The 16,922-nt window shown below is 66.3% G+C and carries 19 protein-coding genes; 12 read left to right on the top strand and 7 right to left on the bottom strand.

Translation table 11 applies throughout. From position 1 onward, the window contains the following. Position 1 precedes the first annotated feature (1 nt). From edd to eda, 3 genes are all read left to right on the top strand, one after another. The gene (gene edd, locus C8J24_RS12475) at positions 2-1,816 is read left to right on the top strand and encodes a phosphogluconate dehydratase (RefSeq protein ID WP_107932639.1); all 1,815 of its coding nucleotides are present in this window, start codon (positions 2-4) and stop codon (positions 1,814-1,816) included. A gap of 88 nt (positions 1,817-1,904) precedes the next feature. After that, positions 1,905-2,873 carry a glucokinase gene (gene glk, locus C8J24_RS12470; protein WP_056681283.1) on the top strand — a complete coding sequence of 323 codons (969 nt, stop codon included), beginning with the start codon at positions 1,905-1,907 and terminating at the stop codon, positions 2,871-2,873. After that, positions 2,870-3,478, top strand: a complete 609-nt coding sequence (gene eda / locus C8J24_RS12465; RefSeq protein ID WP_031440818.1) for a bifunctional 4-hydroxy-2-oxoglutarate aldolase/2-dehydro-3-deoxy-phosphogluconate aldolase — start codon at positions 2,870-2,872, stop codon at positions 3,476-3,478. The genes glk and eda overlap by 4 nt, the downstream gene beginning before the upstream one ends. Before the next feature lie 44 nt (positions 3,479-3,522). On the opposite strand, the gene mltG is transcribed toward eda, so the two are convergent. From mltG to fabD, 6 genes are all read right to left on the bottom strand, one after another. Beyond that, a complete protein-coding gene (gene mltG, locus C8J24_RS12460; protein ID WP_107932637.1) occupies positions 3,523-4,491 on the bottom strand; it encodes an endolytic transglycosylase MltG in 969 nt (322 codons plus the stop codon). 96 nt (positions 4,492-4,587) lie between these two features. Continuing rightward, positions 4,588-5,850, bottom strand: coding sequence for a beta-ketoacyl-ACP synthase II (gene fabF / locus C8J24_RS12455; RefSeq protein WP_107932635.1), 1,263 nt, complete (start codon positions 5,848-5,850; stop codon positions 4,588-4,590). Positions 5,851-5,971: 121 nt separating this feature from the next. Beyond that, a complete protein-coding gene (locus C8J24_RS12450) occupies positions 5,972-6,208 on the bottom strand; it encodes an acyl carrier protein (RefSeq protein ID WP_031393971.1) in 237 nt (78 codons plus the stop codon). A gap of 161 nt (positions 6,209-6,369) precedes the next feature. Then, positions 6,370-7,107, bottom strand: a complete 738-nt coding sequence (gene fabG, locus C8J24_RS12445) for a 3-oxoacyl-[acyl-carrier-protein] reductase (protein ID WP_031440821.1) — start codon at positions 7,105-7,107, stop codon at positions 6,370-6,372. Further along, positions 7,086-7,529, bottom strand: a complete 444-nt coding sequence (locus tag C8J24_RS12440) for a GxxExxY protein (protein WP_107932633.1) — start codon at positions 7,527-7,529, stop codon at positions 7,086-7,088. Before C8J24_RS12440 ends, fabG begins: the two co-directional genes overlap by 22 nt. A 33-nt stretch (positions 7,530-7,562) precedes the next feature. Next, on the bottom strand, positions 7,563-8,522 hold the full coding sequence (fabD, locus tag C8J24_RS12435; RefSeq protein WP_107932631.1) for an ACP S-malonyltransferase: 960 nt from the start codon (positions 8,520-8,522) through the stop codon (positions 7,563-7,565). Positions 8,523-8,716: 194 nt separating this feature from the next. Here fabD and C8J24_RS12430 point away from each other — a divergent pair, with 194 nt between their 5' ends. The 9 genes from C8J24_RS12430 to C8J24_RS12385 all read left to right on the top strand — a co-directional run bounded on the left by C8J24_RS12430 (position 8,717) and on the right by C8J24_RS12385 (position 16,317). After that, a complete protein-coding gene (locus tag C8J24_RS12430; protein WP_031393976.1) occupies positions 8,717-9,073 on the top strand; it encodes an RcnB family protein in 357 nt (118 codons plus the stop codon). A gap of 172 nt (positions 9,074-9,245) precedes the next feature. Beyond that, the gene (rpsF, locus tag C8J24_RS12425) at positions 9,246-9,680 is read left to right on the top strand and encodes a 30S ribosomal protein S6 (RefSeq protein ID WP_031393977.1); all 435 of its coding nucleotides are present in this window, start codon (positions 9,246-9,248) and stop codon (positions 9,678-9,680) included. 2 nt (positions 9,681-9,682) lie between these two features. After that, positions 9,683-9,907: a 30S ribosomal protein S18 gene (gene rpsR, locus C8J24_RS12420; protein WP_031393978.1), complete on the top strand. Its 225-nt coding sequence runs from the start codon at positions 9,683-9,685 to the stop codon at positions 9,905-9,907. Positions 9,908-9,918: 11 nt separating this feature from the next. Next, positions 9,919-10,515, top strand: a complete 597-nt coding sequence (rplI, locus tag C8J24_RS12415; protein ID WP_107932629.1) for a 50S ribosomal protein L9 — start codon at positions 9,919-9,921, stop codon at positions 10,513-10,515. 379 nt (positions 10,516-10,894) lie between these two features. Beyond that, positions 10,895-11,206 (top strand): hypothetical protein, encoded by a 312-nt coding sequence (locus C8J24_RS12405; protein ID WP_031393980.1) that lies wholly within the window; start codon positions 10,895-10,897, stop codon positions 11,204-11,206. A gap of 75 nt (positions 11,207-11,281) precedes the next feature. Continuing rightward, on the top strand, positions 11,282-12,094 hold the full coding sequence (locus C8J24_RS12400) for a hypothetical protein (RefSeq protein ID WP_107932892.1): 813 nt from the start codon (positions 11,282-11,284) through the stop codon (positions 12,092-12,094). Then, positions 12,091-12,450, top strand: a complete 360-nt coding sequence (locus C8J24_RS12395) for a Rap1a/Tai family immunity protein (RefSeq protein ID WP_107932625.1) — start codon at positions 12,091-12,093, stop codon at positions 12,448-12,450. The genes C8J24_RS12400 and C8J24_RS12395 overlap by 4 nt, the downstream gene beginning before the upstream one ends. Before the next feature lie 268 nt (positions 12,451-12,718). Beyond that, a complete protein-coding gene (locus C8J24_RS12390; protein ID WP_107932623.1) occupies positions 12,719-15,799 on the top strand; it encodes a TonB-dependent receptor domain-containing protein in 3,081 nt (1,026 codons plus the stop codon). A gap of 206 nt (positions 15,800-16,005) precedes the next feature. Then, positions 16,006-16,317, top strand: a complete 312-nt coding sequence (locus tag C8J24_RS12385; RefSeq protein WP_031440198.1) for a hypothetical protein — start codon at positions 16,006-16,008, stop codon at positions 16,315-16,317. 135 nt (positions 16,318-16,452) lie between these two features. Here the strand turns inward: C8J24_RS12385 and C8J24_RS12380 are convergent, their stop codons facing one another. Further along, on the bottom strand, positions 16,453-16,764 hold the full coding sequence (locus C8J24_RS12380; RefSeq protein ID WP_146163682.1) for a hypothetical protein: 312 nt from the start codon (positions 16,762-16,764) through the stop codon (positions 16,453-16,455). Positions 16,765-16,922: the final 158 nt, after the last annotated feature.

Raw genomic sequence — 16,922 nt, 5'->3', positions numbered from 1 at the left:
GATGCTGAACGCCGTCGTCTCCGCGGTCACCGACCGGATCATCGAACGGTCGCGCGACAGCCGCGCCGCCTATCTTGCGCTGATCGACCGCGAGGGCGAGGCGCAGGTGCGCCGGCCGTCGCTGGGCTGCGCGAACCTCGCGCACGCCTATGCGGGGACCGAGGAGGACCGCGATGCGATGAAGGCCGATGCCGGCATGAACATCGGCATCGTGACGGCGTATAACGACATGCTGTCGGCGCATGCGGTCTATTACCGCTATCCCGAACTGATGAAGGTCTGGGCGCGCGAGGCCGGTGCCACCGCGCAGGTCGCGGGCGGCGTGCCGGCGATGTGCGACGGCGTGACGCAGGGCTATCCGGGGATGGAGCTGTCGCTGTTCAGCCGCGACACGATCGCGCTGAGCACGGCGATCGCGCTGAGCCACGGCACGTTCGAGGGCGCGGCGCTGCTCGGCATCTGCGACAAGATCGTGCCGGGACTGCTGATGGGCGCGCTGCGCTTCGGGCATCTGCCGATGGTGCTGATCCCGGGCGGGCCGATGCCGACCGGGCTGCCCAACAAGGCCAAGGCCGCGGTGCGCGAGAAGTTCGCCGAAGGACTGGTCGGCCGCGACGAACTGCTCGAGGCGGAGATCGGCGCCTATCATTCGAAGGGCACCTGCACCTTCTACGGCACCGCCAACACCAACCAGATGATGATGGAGGTCATGGGCCTCCACATGCCGGGCGCGGCGTTCGTCAATCCGGGCACCAAACTGCGCCAGGAACTGACGCGCGCGGCGGTTCACCGGCTCGCGAAGATCGGCGCGCGCGGCGACGATTACCGGCCGCTCGGCCGCTGCGTCGACGAGCGCGCGATCGTGAATGCGGCGGTCGGCCTGCTCGCGACGGGCGGGTCGACCAACCATCTGCTCCACGTCCCCGCGATCGCGCGTGCGGCGGGGATCGTGATCGACTGGGAGGATTTCGATCGCCTGTCGGCGGCGGTACCGCTGATCGCGCGCGTCTATCCCAACGGTTCGGCGGACGTGAACGCGTTCGAGGCGGCGGGCGGCATGCCCTATGTGATCCGCGAACTGCTGGGCGAAGGGCTGCTCCACGGCGACATCATGACGATCGGCGGGCAGGACCTGTCGGCCTATGCCAAGACCGCGGTGGTCGCGGACGGTGCGCTCGAATGGCGCGACACGCCCGACAGCGGTGACGAGACGATCCTGCGTCCGGCCACCGCGCCGTTCTCGGCGGATGGCGGCATGCGGATCCTCGCGGGCAATATCGGCCGCGCCTGCATCAAGGTGTCCGCGGTCGAGCGCGATCGCTGGATCGTCGAGGCGCCCGCCATGGTGTTCGACGACCAGCTCGACGTGATCGAGGCGTTCAAGCGCGGCGAGCTGGAAAAGGACGTCGTCGTCGTCGTCCGCTTCCAGGGACCGCGCGCCAACGGCATGCCCGAGCTGCACAAGCTGACCCCGCCGCTGGGCGTGCTGCAGAATCGCGGGTTCAAGGTGGCGCTGGTCACCGATGGCCGCATGTCGGGCGCGAGCGGCAAGGTGCCGTGCGCGATCCATTGCTCGCCCGAAGCGCTGCTCGACGGCGCGATCGGGCTGATCCGCGACGGCGACATGATCCGCGTCGATGCAGTCAACGGCACGCTCGAGGCGCTGGTCGATGCGGATGTGTGGGCGACGCGCGAGATGGTGACGCTGCCACCCGCGGTCAGCGGCATGGGTCGCGAGCTGTTCGGCATGTTCCGCGGGCTGGCCGACGAGGCCGAAAAGGGCGCGTCGGCGATGCTGGCGGGCGCGGGGCTCTAGAGCCCGCGCGAACCGTTCGTTCCGGGCGATGTCCTTCGACGTCGCCCAGGACGAACGGCGATAAGAGATCAAGGATCGGGAGAGACCAATGGAAATCGTAGCGGCAGATATCGGCGGGACGCATGCGCGCTTTGCGATTGCCGAGGTCGAGAATGGCCGCGTCGTCAAGCTGGGCGAGCCGGTGACGATGAAGACCGCCGACCACGCGTCGCTGCAGACCGCCTATCAGGCGTTCGAGGCGGGGCTGGGACGGCCCCTGCCCCGCGCGCTGGGCATCGCGGTCGCCTCGCCGGTCGCCAACGACGTGATCCGGCTGACCAACAATCCGTGGATCATCCGCAAGTCGCTGATCACCGAGCGGCTGAACGCGGACCAGTGGGTCGTCGTCAATGATTTCGGCGCGGTCGGCCATGCCGTCGCGCAGGTCCCCGACAGCGACTTCATCCATCTATGCGGCCCCGACACGCCGCTGCCGTCCGAGGGGATCACGACGATCTGCGGGCCGGGCACCGGCTTGGGCGTCGCGCAGCTGCTGCGCAACCGCGACCGGTACCAGGTGCTGGAGACCGAGGGCGGTCACATGGACTTCGCGCCGCTCGACGGGATCGAGGATGCGCTGCTCAAGCGGCTGCGCAAGACCTTCACGCGCGTCTCCGCCGAGCGCGTCGTCGCCGGGCCGGGGATCGTCGCGATCTACGAGACGCTGGCCGAGATGGAGGGGCGTTCGGTGCCCAGCCGCGACGACCGGACGATCTGGACCGAGGCGATCGACGGCACCGATTCGATCGCGCTCGCAGCGCTCGACCGCTTCTGCCTCGCGCTTGGCGCGGTCGCGGGCGATCTCGCGCTCGCGCAGGGCGCCAAGGCGGTGGTAATCGCGGGCGGGCTCGGCTTCCGGATCAAGGACCGCCTGGTCCGCTCGGGCTTCGACCAGCGCTTCGTCGCCAAGGGCCGGTTCCAGACGATGATGGCGGCGATGCCCGTCAAGCTGATCACCCATCCCCAGCCCGGCCTGTTCGGTGCCGCGGCGGCCTTCGCACAGGAACACACGCAATGACCGCGACCATCGCAGACATCATGCAGACCAGCGCCGTCATCCCGGTGCTGGTGATCGAGGACGCGGCGCTCGCCCGTCCGCTCGCCGAGGCACTGGTCGCGGGCGGCCTGCGCGTGCTCGAGGTGACGCTGCGCACCGGTGCCGCGCTCGAGGCGATCGCCGAGATGAAGAAGGTCGAGGGCGCGATCGTCGGTGCGGGCACCGTCGTCAACACGCGCCAGTTCGCCGAGGTGATGGACGCGGGCGCCGAGTTCATCGTCTCGCCCGGCCTGACCGAGCGGCTCGCGACGCCGATCATCGAGAGCGGCGTGCCGTTCCTGCCGGGCATCGCCAATGCGGCGGACATCATGACCGGGCTCGACCTCGGCCTCACGCATTTCAAGTTCTTCCCGGCGGAGGCGAGCGGTGGACTGAAGGCGCTAAAGGCGCTGGCGGCGCCGTTCTATCAGGCGCGGTTCTGCCCGACCGGCGGGATCACCGAGGCGTCGGCGCCCGAGTGGCTGGCGTTCAAGCCGGTGCTGTGCGTCGGCGGCAGCTGGGTGACCGGCGGCACGATGGCCGAGATCGAAATGAAGGCGCGCGCGGCCAACGCGCTGCGGGGGTAAGCGTGCGGATCGTCACCCCGGCAGAAGCCGGGGTGACGATCGGGTTACATCTCGCCGCGGGCCTTGCGGATCGCGTACCATTTGCGGACGTTGGCGTTGTGCTGGTCGAGCGTGTCGGCGAACACATGGCCGCCGGTGCCGTCCGCGACGAAATACAGCGCCTGGGTCTGCGCCGGGTCGAGCACCGCGTCGATCGAGGCGCGGCCGGGATTGGCGATCGGGCCCAGCGGCAGGCCGGGGCTGGCATAGGTGTTGTAGCCGTTCTTCGCCTGCAGTTCGGAGCGCAGGATGCGGCGGCCGAGCGGGCGCCCCTTGGTGATCGGGTAGATGACGGTCGGATCCGCCTGGAGCGGCATGCCGACGCGCAGACGGTTGCCATAGACCGCGGCGACCATGCGACGCTCGGACGGCTTGCCGGTTTCCTTCTCGACGATCGAGGCGAGGATGATCGCCTGTTCGGGGGTCGCCACCGCGATGCCCGGCTTGCGCGCCGCCCAGGCCTTGGCGAGATAGGCCGTCAACGCCGACTGCATCTGCGCGACGACTTTGGCGCGCGTGTCGCCGCGTTCGAACGCATAGCTGTCGGGCAGGATCGAGCCTTCGGCGGGGACGGGCACGGTGCCGGTCAGGCCGTCGGCCTTCATCAGCGCGTCGTGGACGAGGACCGAGGGATAGCCTTCGGGGACCGCGACCAGCCGCTGGACGACCTTGCCGCCCTGCATCAGCTTGAGGATGTCGGACGGGCTGGCCTGTGCGGGGATGCGGTATTCGCCCGCCTTGATCGGATCGCCCGAGCCGAAGATGCGCGTGTAGAGCCGGAAGCGGCTGGCGGAGCGGATCGCGCCGGCCTTTTCGAGTTCGGTCGCGGCGGCGGCGAGGCTCGACCCTTGCGCGACCTGGACGGTGAGCGTGCGCGCGGCCGGGCCGGCGCCGCCCCAGCCCTGGACGACGAGGAACAGCGCGACGACCGCCACGAGGGCGAGGATCACTCCGAAACAGCCGACCTTGCGCATTAAAGTTCCCCGGCGGAGGCCGGGGCCCAGTTGGGCAGGCCCTCCGATAAAAGCACCATTCACCCAACTGGACCCCGGCCTTCGCCGGGGAACAGGTTACTTGACCAGCGTCATCACCAGCGAGGCGTTGGTGCCGCCGAAGCCGAACGAGTTGTTCAGCACCGCGCGGACTTCGCGCTTCTTGGCGACGTGCGGCACCAGGTCGACGCCGATGCAGCTGTCGCTCGGATTGTCGAGGTTGAGCGTCGGCGGCACGATCTGGTCGCGCAGCGCGAGGATGCAGAAGATGCTCTCGACCGCGCCGGCGCCGCCGAGCAAATGCCCGATCGCCGACTTGGTCGACGACATCGACAGGCCCGAGATCGCATCGCCGAACAGCCGGCGGACCGCGCCAAGTTCAAGCTCGTCGCCCATCGGCGTCGAGGTGCCGTGCGCGTTGATGTAGTCGATGTCCTCGAGCTGGAGGCCCGACTTCCTGATCGCCATCTGCATCGAACGGAACGCACCGTCGCCTTCGGGATGCGGTGCGGTGACGTGATAGGCGTCGCCCGACAGGCCATAGCCGATCACCTCGGCATAGATCTTCGCGCCGCGCGCCTTGGCGTGTTCATATTCCTCGAGCACGAGCACGCCCGCGCCCTCGCCCATCACGAAGCCGTCGCGGTCCTTGTCATAGGGACGCGAGGCCTTTTCGGGCGAATCGTTGAAGTTGGTCGACAGCGCGCGCGCCTGCGCGAAGCCGGCGATGCCGAGCGGGCAGACGGTGCCCTCCGCGCCGCCCGCGAGCATGACGTCGGCATCGTCCATCGCGATCATCCGCGCGGCGTCGCCGATCGCATGCGCGCCGGTCGAGCAGGCAGTGACGACCGCATGGTTCGGCCCGCGCAGACCATATTTGATCGAGACCTGACCCGAGATCAGGTTGATCAGACGGCCGTGGACGAAGTGCGGCGAGACGCGGCGCGGCCCCTTGGTGTGGAGGACGATCGATTCGCTCTCGATGCCCGGCAGGCCGCCGATGCCCGAGCCGATCGACACGCCCGCGCGCCAGCTTTCCTCGACCGTCATCTCGGTCAGGCCGGCGTCTTCGAGCGCCTGGCCCGCGGCGTCGATGCCGTAGATGATGAAGGGATCGACCTGGCGCTGGACCTTGTGGTCGACGCGCTTGGCGGGATCGAAGCCATATTCATGGTCTGCGGGCTTCACCTCGCAGGCGATGCGACAGACCTGGTCCGACGCATCGAACCGGGTGATCGGGCCCGCCCCCGACTTGCCGGCGAGAATGTTCGCCCAAGCCGTTTCAACATCGGCCCCCAGGGGGGTGACCAGGCCTAGCCCGGTTACGACGACACGCCGCATGACCTCAAACTCCACATGCTTCCAAAACGAAACGGCTCCCCGCCCTCTTAGCCCAAGGACGGGGAGCCGCTCAGATCATAGCCACCAGGGCAAGCCCGACGGATCGGACCTCAAGCCCTGATCAGGCCTTGTGCTCGTCGATATAGGTGATCGCGTCCTTGACGGTCGCGATCTTCTCAGCCGCGTCGTCAGGGATCTCGACGCCGAATTCTTCTTCGAACGCCATGACCAGCTCGACGATGTCGAGGCTGTCGGCACCCAGATCGTCGATGAAGCTCGCATCTTCGGTCACCTTGTCGGCTTCGACGCCGAGATGCTCGACGACGATCTTCTTCACGCGGTCTGCGGTCTCGCTCATGTTCGTTCCCTCTATCTTTGGGGGTTTTTACCAGTTCCTGAACGCCCGTAGAACGGGGTCCGTTTCGTGGCAAGGGTCAGTTCATCGCCTTGCCGGGTCGCTTTGCGCGATTGCGGGCGAAAACCGGGTGTTAGCCCGGCTCATGCCACAGATCCGTGACGTCAGATCATCGCCATCCCGCCGTTCACGTGCAGCGTCTGCCCGGTGACATAGCCCGCCTCGCGGCTGGCGAGATAGACGATCGCGGCGCCGATGTCCGCACCCTCGCCCAGCCGGCCGGCCGGAATCTTCGTCGTCAGCGCGGTCTTCTGTGCGTCGGGAAGCGCGTCGGTCATCGGCGAGGTGATGAAGCCGGGGGCGACGCAGTTGACGGTGATGCCGCGGCTGGCGAGCTCCTGCGCCATCGACTTCGACATGCCGATCAGCCCCGCCTTCGACGCGGCATAGTTCGCCTGGCCGGGATTGCCGGTGACGCCGACGATCGAGGTGACCGAGATCATCCGGCCGAAACGCGCCTTCATCATCGGCTTGGCGGCGGCGCGCATCAGGCGGAACGCGGCTTCGAGATTGACGCGGATGACGCTGTCCCACTCGTCGTCCTTCATCCGCATCGCGAGATTGTCGCGGGTGACGCCGGCATTGTTGACGAGGATGTCGATCTTGCCGAGCTTCTCGACCGCCTGGGGGACGAGCGCGTCGACCGCGGCGGGGTCGGACAGGTCGCAGGGCAGCGCAACGTGATCGCCGCCGAGGGTGGCGAGGAAGGCGTCGAGCTTGGCGGCGTTGGAGCCGGATATGGCGAGGCGCGCGCCCTGTGCGGCGAGGGCTCGGGCGATCTCGGACCCGATCCCGCCCGATGCGCCGGTGACGAGGGCGGTCATGCCTGTGAGGTCGAACATTCTAGTCTCCAATAATTTGGTTCACGCGGAGACGCGGAGGGGCGATGGTCATTGACGATCCGTCGCACCCCTTCCTTGAGCGTCGCGCCACCGAAGTTGATAAGCAGCCCGACGGGCTGTTTGGTGAGGCGTAGATAGGTGAGCAATTGCTTGCCGTGGACTGCGTTCAGTTGCTCTACCGATTTGATTTCCACCAAGAGGCGCTCGTCGACGAGAAGGTCGATGCGAAAGGCCGCTTCGAAGTGGGTCCCGTCGAATTCGATGTCTACCGGTCGCTGCCGCGCCACTTGGTAACCCAGACTGGCGAGCTTACCCGCCAGCACGAGTTCGTAGACGCTTTCGAGAAGACCCGGACCCAGAGCACGGTGAATCCGAACGGAGAGATCGAGCACATCGCCGCTGATCTGGTCGATCTCTCTCAAATCTTCTCTCCGCGGCTCCGCGTCTCCGCGTGATCACATCTTCTTCACGAAATCCTCGATGTCGTCCATCGTGATGACGCTGGTGGTTTCGGCGTCGGGGGCGGTGCGTTTTACCATGGGGGCGAGGACCTTGCCGCCGAATTCGACGAAGTGGCCGACGCCGGCTGCGTGCATCGCTAGGACCGATTCGCGCCAGCGGACCATGCCGGTGACCTGCTGGACGAGCAGGTGGCGGATCGCGCCGGGGTTGGCGACGGCGACCGCGTCGACATTGGCGAAGACGGGGACCAGCGGCGCGCGGAGGTCGGCGTCGAGGAGCGCGGCTTCCATCGCTTCGGCGGCGGGTTGCATCAGCGGGCAGTGGAACGGCGCGGAGACCGGGAGCAGGACCGCGCGCTTGGCGCCGAGATCCTTGGCGAGCGCGATCGCCTTCTCGATCGCGAGGCGGTGGCCCGAGATCACGACCTGCGACGGGTCATTGTCGTTGGCGACGGTGCAGATGAGTTCGGCCCCGCCCTCGGCGAGGATCGAATCGACCGCGGCGCCCGCGATCAGCTGCGCCTTTTCGAGATCGGTGCCGAGCAGCGCGGCCATCGCGCCCTCGCCCACCGGCACCGCCGCCTGCATCGCCCGGCCGCGCAGCTTCAGCAGCCGAGCGGTGGTCGACAGGTCGAGCGCACCCGCGGCGCACAGCGCGGTATATTCGCCGAGGCTGTGCCCGGCGACATAATCGGCCTTGTCGGCAAGGCGCAGGCCGCCCTCCTTCTCGGCGACGCGCAGCGTGGCGATCGCGTTCGCCATGATCGCGGGCTGCGCATTCTCGGTGAGGAGGAGGTCGTCGGCGGGCCCCTCGCTCATCAGCCGGAACAGATTCTGGCCGAGCGCCTCGTCGACTTCGGCGAAGACCTCGCGCGCGGTGGCGCTGGCGTCGGCGAGCGCCTTGCCCATGCCGACAGACTGGCTCCCCTGGCCGGGGAAGATGAACGCGCGCATGACCTCTCCTCTTTGAAGCGGGCGGACTAGAAAGGTGTGGCCCGAGTTGCAACCGCGCGAACCTGAACGGACCCGCCGGGTTTGCGACAAAATGCGACCAATTCGCGACCCCTGCGACAAGCGCCTGCGACAAGCGGCCCCCAGATTATGGAGGACGCCGCAGCATCGGCGCCGTGTTTCAACGGGAGAGTATCATGAAAAAGTTCATCCTCAGCGCGCTTGCCGCCACCCTCGTCGCCAGCCCGCTGCTGGCCGCCGCTCCGGCCGAGGCGCAGCAGCGCCGCGAAGTGACCACCGTGCGCCAGAACAATAATGGCCGCACCGTCGTCACCAAGCGGACCACCGTCCGCCCGAACCAGTATCGCAATTTCCGCACCGGCCAGCGGTTCGACCGCCGCTATGCGCAGAACTACCGGGTGATCACGACCTACCGCAACTATCGCCTCGCCGCCCCGCCGCGTGGCAGCCAGTGGGTCCGTTCGGGTCGTGACGCGCTGCTGGTCAACGGCCGCGGCAATGTGGTCCAGGTGCGCGGTGGCGCGTTCCGGTAATCGCGCCGCCAGGGTCGTAATCAACCTTGCCTTTCCCCGATAATCGGGTAAGGGCCATCGCAACCGGGGTGAGGGATTCGCGTCCCTTGCCCCGGTTTGCATTCTAGACGACAGCCGGAGGGGTGCACGCATGGGGCGTGTATCAGCGATCGGCCAAGACGAAGGACAAGACATGGCTCTTTACGAGCACGTGTTCCTTGCGCGCCAGGATCTGGCACAGGCGCAGGTGGACGCTCTGGCGGAAATCGCCACCAAGATCGTGAACGACAACGAAGGTCGGGTCGTAAAGACCGAGAACTGGGGCCTGCGTTCGCTGGCGTACAAGATCGCCAAGAACCGCAAGGCGCACTATGTGATGCTCGAGATCGATGCCCCGGGCAACGTGATCGCAGAGCTGGAGCGCCAGACGCAGATCAACGAAGACATCATCCGTTACATGACGGTCAAGGTCGACACGCTCGAAGAGGGCCCGACCGTGATGATGCGCAAGTCGGACCGCGACCGTGAGCGTCGTGGCGACCGCGAAGGTGGCCGTGAAGGCCGTCCTGACCGCGGCGATCGTCCGGACCGTGGTCCCCGTCGTGACCGCGAAGAGGGAGCTGAATAATCATGGCACGTCCATTCTTCCGCCGCCGCAAGAGCTGCCCGTTCTCTGCCAAAGACGCTCCCCGGATTGACTATAAGGACGTCCGGTTGCTGCAGGGCTTCGTGTCCGAGCGTGGCAAGATCGTCCCGTCGCGTATCACTTCGGTGGCCGCAAAGAAGCAGCGCGAACTGGCCCAGGCCATCAAGCGTGCGCGTCATCTGGGCCTGCTGCCCTACATCGTTAAGTAAGGAGCGCCCCCATGGACGTCATTCTGCTTGAGCGCGTCGAAAAGCTCGGCGCCATCGGCGACGTGGTGAAGGTCAAGGACGGCTATGCCCGTAACTTCCTTCTCCCGAACAAGAAGGCGCTTCGTTCGAACGAAGCCAACCGCAAGGTTTTCGAAGCGAACCGTGCGCGGATCGAGTCGGACAACGCATCGCGCCGTGCCGATGCCGAGACCGAAGCGAAGACCTTCACCGACGCGAGCGTGACCCTGATCCGTCAGGCGTCGAACACCGGTCAGCTCTACGGCTCGGTCGCAGTCCGCGATCTGGTCGACGCGCTAGTGGCCGATGGTCACAAGGTCGGCAAGTCGGCGATCGTGCTCGACAAGCCGATCAAGGCGATCGGCGTGTACACCGTCAAGGTTGCACTCCACCCCGAGGTGTCGGTGTCCGTCAAGGTCAACGTCGCCCGGTCGCCGGAAGAAGCCGAGATGCAGGCTCAGGGCGTCGACGTCATGTTGTCGATGTTCGAGCGTGACGAGGCTGGCTTCGTCGAGGATTACGATCCGAACGCAGAGCCCGGCGCCACCGCCGAAGCCCCGCGCGACCAGGAGGAAGAGGCACAGGGCTAACCCCCTCGCCTTTCCTGGCCAAATCGAAAAAGGCCCGTCCGGAGCGATCCGGGCGGGCCTTTTTCATGTCTGCGGCAGGAACGTCAGCGGCTCAGGGGCAGGTGACGCAGGCACCGACCATCGCGGCGAGGGGCACGAGCGCGAAGATGACGGGGAGGATCTGTTTCATGGCCGGCGAACTCTTTGAGATGGGACGCGGCGATAATGCCCAAGGCCGGCGAAAGGTTGCGGGCAGATGAACCGCGCGGCATCGCGCAGCGTCGGCGTTTGCCGCACCCCCTGCTCCACCGCAGAAGACGCACATTCTGGCCAAAATCGATTGTCAGCACGCGATTGTGATCGCTGAGTGCAGGTTCCAGTTTTTGGAAAGGTTAAGAAAATGCGTACGAGTCTCCAGAAATATCCGACGGTTGCCCTCCTGCTGATCGGGTCGATCGGGCTGGGCGGTTGCGCCACCAAGGGCTTTGTCCGCGAGCAGATCGCGACCGTCAACACGCGCATCGACGGCATGGACGGCCGCCTGCGGACCGTCGAGGGCACGTCGGGCGAGGCGCTGACCCAGGCCCAGGCCGCAGCCGGCCAGGCGCAGCAGAACGGCCAGCGGATCGACCAGATCAACGGTCGCGTCGACGGCATGGAGCAGAAGATGCAGCAGCAGATGCAGCAGCGCCAGCGCAAGCCGCGCGGCTGAGCCTGACCCTGCTCCATGCCAATACCCGGGACGGCTTTCGCCGCGCAGGATCGCCATCGTGAGAGGATCTTGCGCGTGAGAGGGCCGTTACCAGGACGGTACCGGGCGGCGGCGCTTGCCGGCCTGGCGCTGGCGCTCGTCGCCGCGCCGGTGCCGCTGGCGGCCGCTGCCGGCGCCAAGGTCGCTGCCAAGACGGGTGGCAAGTCTAGTGCCAAGGCCGCTGGCAAGACGCGCGCGAAGCCGCGGCGCGGGGTGGCGGTGGCCGCCCCGGTCGTGCCGCTCGCGCTGCCGCTGCTGTCGCCGGCCGCGGACCAGATCGTCGCCTGGGTCGCGGCGGCGAAGGACAATGCCGGTCTGCCCTATGCGGTGATCGACAAGCAGGCGGCGTCGCTGCTGCTGTTCGATGCGAAGGGCGCGTATCTCGGGCAGACGCCGGTGCTGCTCGGCGTCGGGATCGGTGACGATTCGTCGCCCGGCGTCGGCGCGAAGGATCTGGCCGAGATCGGGCCCGCCGAGCGGACCACCCCCGCGGGCCGGTTCGTCACGAAGTTCGGGCGCGCGTTCGGACGCCAGTCTGTGCTGTGGGTCGACTATGCCAATTCGGTCGCGATCCATGCGGTGATCACGACGCACAAGAAGGAACGCCGGGTCGAGCGGCTGGTGTCGCCGAGCCCGGAGGACAACCGGATCAGCTTTGGCTGCATCAATGTCGGCAGCAAATTCTATACCGGCCAGCTGAGCCCGCTGTTCCGCCGCAAGGGCGGCGTTGTGTATATCCTGCCCGAGAGCCGGACGCTCGACGACGTGTTTCCGCGGGCGCGGCTGCTGCCCTATCTGAAGCCGACGCCGGTCGCGGCGACCCCTGGTGCGGAAAGCGAACCGACATGATCCTGCTCTGGCTCGCCGCGGTGGCCGCTGCCCCCACTCCCCGCACCCCCGCTCGCGCCGACCGCCCCGTGGTGGTGAGCGCGCTGAAGACCGAGGAGCTGATCGCGCAGTGCCGCGGCAAGGATGCAGACCCGGCGCCGAGCTTCTGCACGGGCTATATCCTCGGCGCGTTCGACACGCTGTCGATGGCGCGCGAGATTTGCCCCTCGGCGACCAAGGGGTCGACGATCGACGCGGTGGCGACGACGCGCAAATATCTGCGCACCAAGGGCAAGAAGGCCAAGGCCGCGCCCATCTTCGTGGTCCGCGACGCGCTGCGCCGGTCCTTTGCGTGCAAGCGGAACGCCAAACGCTAGCCCGCCCGCCGTACCGGTAGCGGTACGGCCCTCTCACAATCCGCCGAAATGCCACCCGCGACGATTCGTTGGCGGGCGGTCTAGCAATGGGCGACGCCACGGTGAACGGCGACGGCTTTCGATAACCGAAATAGTGCCTATTCTGAACATCCTCGCAACATTCGTATGAAGAGGTCATATTTGGGTATTGTCATATAAGTCATAATGGAGAATTCATGTCCCCGGAACCGGACCAAGCGCGATCGCGCAGCCGGACAAGGGGGCCTTCATGAACTTCAGACATACCACGTCCTATATTGCACTTGCCGGATCGCTGTTGCTGACGGCGATCCCCGCTGTGGCGCAGACCGCGACGGACAGCCCGGCGACGCCGGCCCAGGCCAAGGTCGAGGCCGATGCGCAGACCGCGTTCGCCGCGGGCGATACGGCCAAGACCGTGTCCGACGACATGATCGTCGTCACCGGATCGCGGATCCAGCGGCCCAACATGACATCGGCCGCGCCGATCACCTCGGTCACCGCGCAGGACATCCGCGCACAGGCGGCGATCACCGTCGAGGACGTGCTCAACCGCCTGCCGCAGGTGTCGCCCGACAGCCAGCAGACCTATCAGGATTCGGACGGCCGCCAGCGGATCAAGCTGCGCAGCCTCGGCTTCGAGCGGACGCTGGTGCTGGTCGACGGCAAGCGGCTGGGCACGCAGAATGGCCAGGACGTCGGCATCATCCCGCCCTCGCTGCTCGAACGCGTCGACGTGCTGACCGGCGGCGCGTCGTCGGTCTATGGATCGGACGCGGTCGCGGGCGTGGTGAACTTCATCCTGAAGAAGGATTTCGAGGGGATCCAGCTCGACGGCAATTACAGCTTCTACAATCACGAGAACAAGGACACGATCGTGTCGCCGCTGGCGCGCGCGAACGCGTTCGAGGCGCCGCGCGGGCTGACGAATGACGGCGGCCGGTCCGACGTCACGCTGACCGCGGGCACCAAGCTGTTCGACGGCGCGCTGCGCGTGTCGGGCTTCGTCAATTACCGCCAGGCCAATGACGTCCCCTATGACGCGCGGTCGAGCTCGGCATGCCAGCTGGTCCAGACCGGCAAGGACGGCCCGCTGTCCTGCTCGCTGTCGACCTATTCGCCGAGCGGCTATATCTCGCCGCGCAGCGGGGCGAACAGCGGCGTCGGCTATGTCAACGATCCCGCCGGCACGCGCAGCTTCGTGCCGTATGGCGCGGGCGCGGGCAACGCGGCCAACCCCTATGACGGCTATTCCTACCAGCGCGAATTCGAACGCTATACCGCCGGCGGCTTCGTCAGCGCGAAGATCGCGCCCGAGCTCGAGCTCTATGGTTCGGGGATCTGGTTCCGCGACAGGTCGGTGAACCCCTATCCGACGCGCGTCTACAGCTACACCAACTATGGCGACACGCCGTACCAGGTGAACTGCAACAACCCGTTCCTGTCGACGTCGCAGGCCAGCACGATCTGCGGTGCGCAGGCGGGGACGTCGGCGCTCGCGCCGCTCGACGTGCGCTATCGCTTCAACGACCTGCCCTTCTCGCCCGACGTCTATCTGAACAAGGGGATCCGCGCGACCGCGGGGATCCGCGGCACCGTCGGCGACGCGTGGACCTATGATCTGGGCGGCGTGTTCTCGCGCAACCAGCAGGACATCACCTTCGGCAATTTCGCCGATTTCGACCGGGTAAACCGCTCGCTCAACGTCGTCAGCGTCAACGGCACGCCGACCTGCGCGGCGACCGTGTCGGGGGTCGACCCGGCGTGTGTCCCGTTCAACGCGTTCAGCGCGGGCACGCTCGGCGGACCGCTGGCCGATTACCTGTTCACCGCCCGCAGCGGCACCTCGACCGGCGTCGCCAAATTGTGGGACATCGTGTCGTCGGTGACCGGCGACCTCGGCAAATACGGGGTCACCTCGCCCTTTGCGAACCAGGGCGTCGCGATCGCGCTGGGCGGCGAATATCGCAAGGACAGCTATGCCTCGTCCGCGGATGCGATCTACCGCGAGCAGAATGGTGGCGAGGATTTCAACCTGAGCCAGGACGTGTGGGAATCGAACATCGAGGTCCAGGCGCCGCTGATCGAGGAGCGCCGCTTCGCGCATCTGCTGCAGGTCACGGGCGGCTATCGTGTGTCGAAATACAGCAGCAATCCCAAGACCTTCAACACGTGGAAGCTGGAGGGCACCTATGCCCCGGTCAGCGACCTGACGTTCCGCGCATCGTTCAACAAGGCGCAGCGTGCACCGACGGTGTTCGAGATCCGCCAGGCGACCGCGATCAACTATAGCCGGCAGGGCGGATCGCAGAACGACTTTTGCGCCCCCGTGCCGCGCCAGATCGCGGACCCGGCCAATCCCGGCCGGACGATCACCACGACCACGCCGATCGCCTCGCGCGAGGTGTGCGCGGCGACCGGGCTGTCCGACGCACTCTATGGCAGCGCGACCCTGCTGTGCCCCAACGACCAGTGCACGGTGCGATCGGGCGGGTTCACCGCGGATCCGGAAACCGCCTATACCCAGACCTATGGCCTGGTCGTGAAGCCGAGCTTCCTGCGCGGGCTGGTCTTCTCGGTCGATCGCTACCGGATCAAGATCAACAACTCGCTCGGCTATAACGACGACAGCTACTACACCGATGGCTGCCAGCGTTCGAACGGCGACCCGTTCTTCTGCTCGGGGATCGTCCGCCAGCCCGGCACCGGCATCCTCTACGCCGCCGCCGCGAACAACCCGACCAGCGGCTTCATCCGCGCGGGCACGACCAATTATTACTTCTCGATCGCGCGCGGCTGGGACTTCCAGAGCCAGTATACGCTGGGTCTCGGCGGGGCCGGCAAGATCGACTGGAACTTCAACGGCTCGCTGACCACCTTTGCCGGCGGGCAGGACTCGCCGCTCCAGCCCAAGCGCAATTGTGCGGGCTATTATGGCAATGGCTGCGGCCAGCTGCTGCCGAAATGGTCGCACGGGCTGCGGACGACCTATACGACGAGCGACGGCATCTTCAGCACCTCGTTCAACTGGCGCTATGTCGGGTCGCTGACGAGTGCGGACAATTCGGGCGATCCGGCGATCGGCGGCACGCCCGACCGCGCGCGGACGACCTTCTACAGGATCGCGCCGGTGAATTATTTCGACCTGGCGCTGACCTTCGCCGTGTCGCGCGATTTCTCGCTCCGGCTGATCGCGAACAACCTGCTCGACAAGACGCCGCCGATCCTGGCGAATTCCTACGACATCAGCCTGGCGCGCAGCAACACGATCCCCGCGCGCTACGACGCGCTGGGCCGCAACCTCGCGGTCGGGGCGACCGTGCGGTTCTGATCGAACCGGGGCGTATCGGGGGGCTCGTCGTTCGCGACGGGCCCCCTTTTTTTTGGGAAGCGCGCCGGCGACGTCCACCCGACGCTCCGCCCTTAAGACGCGTTAAGATCCGCGTACCGCGCACCGGCGATTCCGACGTCATGACGCAAACGGAACAAGACTGCGTCGAGAGTGTTCGAACCTGTTGTAAGTACAGGGAGAGTTAAATGTCAGATTATCGGGGTGGCGAGCCAATTCGTCAGAAGAGCGGCGCAGGCAAGACGATCGTCATCGTCCTTGTCGTCATTGCGGCCATCGTCGGTGTCCTCTTTGCGACCGGGTTCTGGAGCGCCAACGTGAAGGAAGGTTCGCTTCCGGAGGTCTCCGTCAAGGGCGGCGACATGCCGAATGTCGATCTCGACTCGAAGGCGGTCGTCGTCGGCACGAAGAAGACCGAAGTCGAGGTCCCCAAGGTCAAGACCGAGACCGAAACGGTCGACGTGCCCACCGTGGGCGTCAAGGACAATGGCGAGAAGTAAGACTTCGCCTGACGTCACGAGCCCTCACCTGACGGTGGGGGCTTTTTTTTTTGTGACGCGGATGTGAGGGCGTTATCGCCGGGCACCGGGCAGCCGGTGTCAACGGCTCAACTTGGTGGAAACTCGACTTTCAGCCTATAAAGCGAGCATGAGAATCCTCATGCCGAGAAGGTGCAAAGCCGGCAGTGCGAGCGCAGTGACGAAGCGCCATTTTGTCAGTCGGCGATAGCAGAGAAAGCCCGCCGTCATAGCAGCGACGAGCATGATAGGCTGAGCGAGCAAGAACAATACCAGCGCCCACGCGCCGACAGACTGTCCACCGTCCATCGCCATCGGCGAAACTAACGCGAGCATTGCCGCTCGACCCAATAGAGTGCCAGACAGCAGCGATGCCGCGAGCGGAAGCATACGCGTCACGGTAATTGCCGGATGTTTTGCCGTCGGCATGAACGCTCCTTTGCTTCCAACCCCGCTAAGCTTCGAATGTCTGCAATTGTGCGAAGGTGTAAGTGTCAGCTTAATCCACCTGCCAAGTTAACCTGTTGCGAACAACGTTCGCAATGGCCATGGACGACGCTCGCAGTAGATAGCACTCCTGACACGAA

It is taken from the genome of Sphingomonas aerolata (assembly GCF_003046295.1).
Taxonomy (GTDB): domain Bacteria; phylum Pseudomonadota; class Alphaproteobacteria; order Sphingomonadales; family Sphingomonadaceae; genus Sphingomonas; species Sphingomonas aerolata.
Note: the sequence above shows the minus strand (reverse complement) of the source record. Positions and strands in the feature narration are given on the sequence as shown.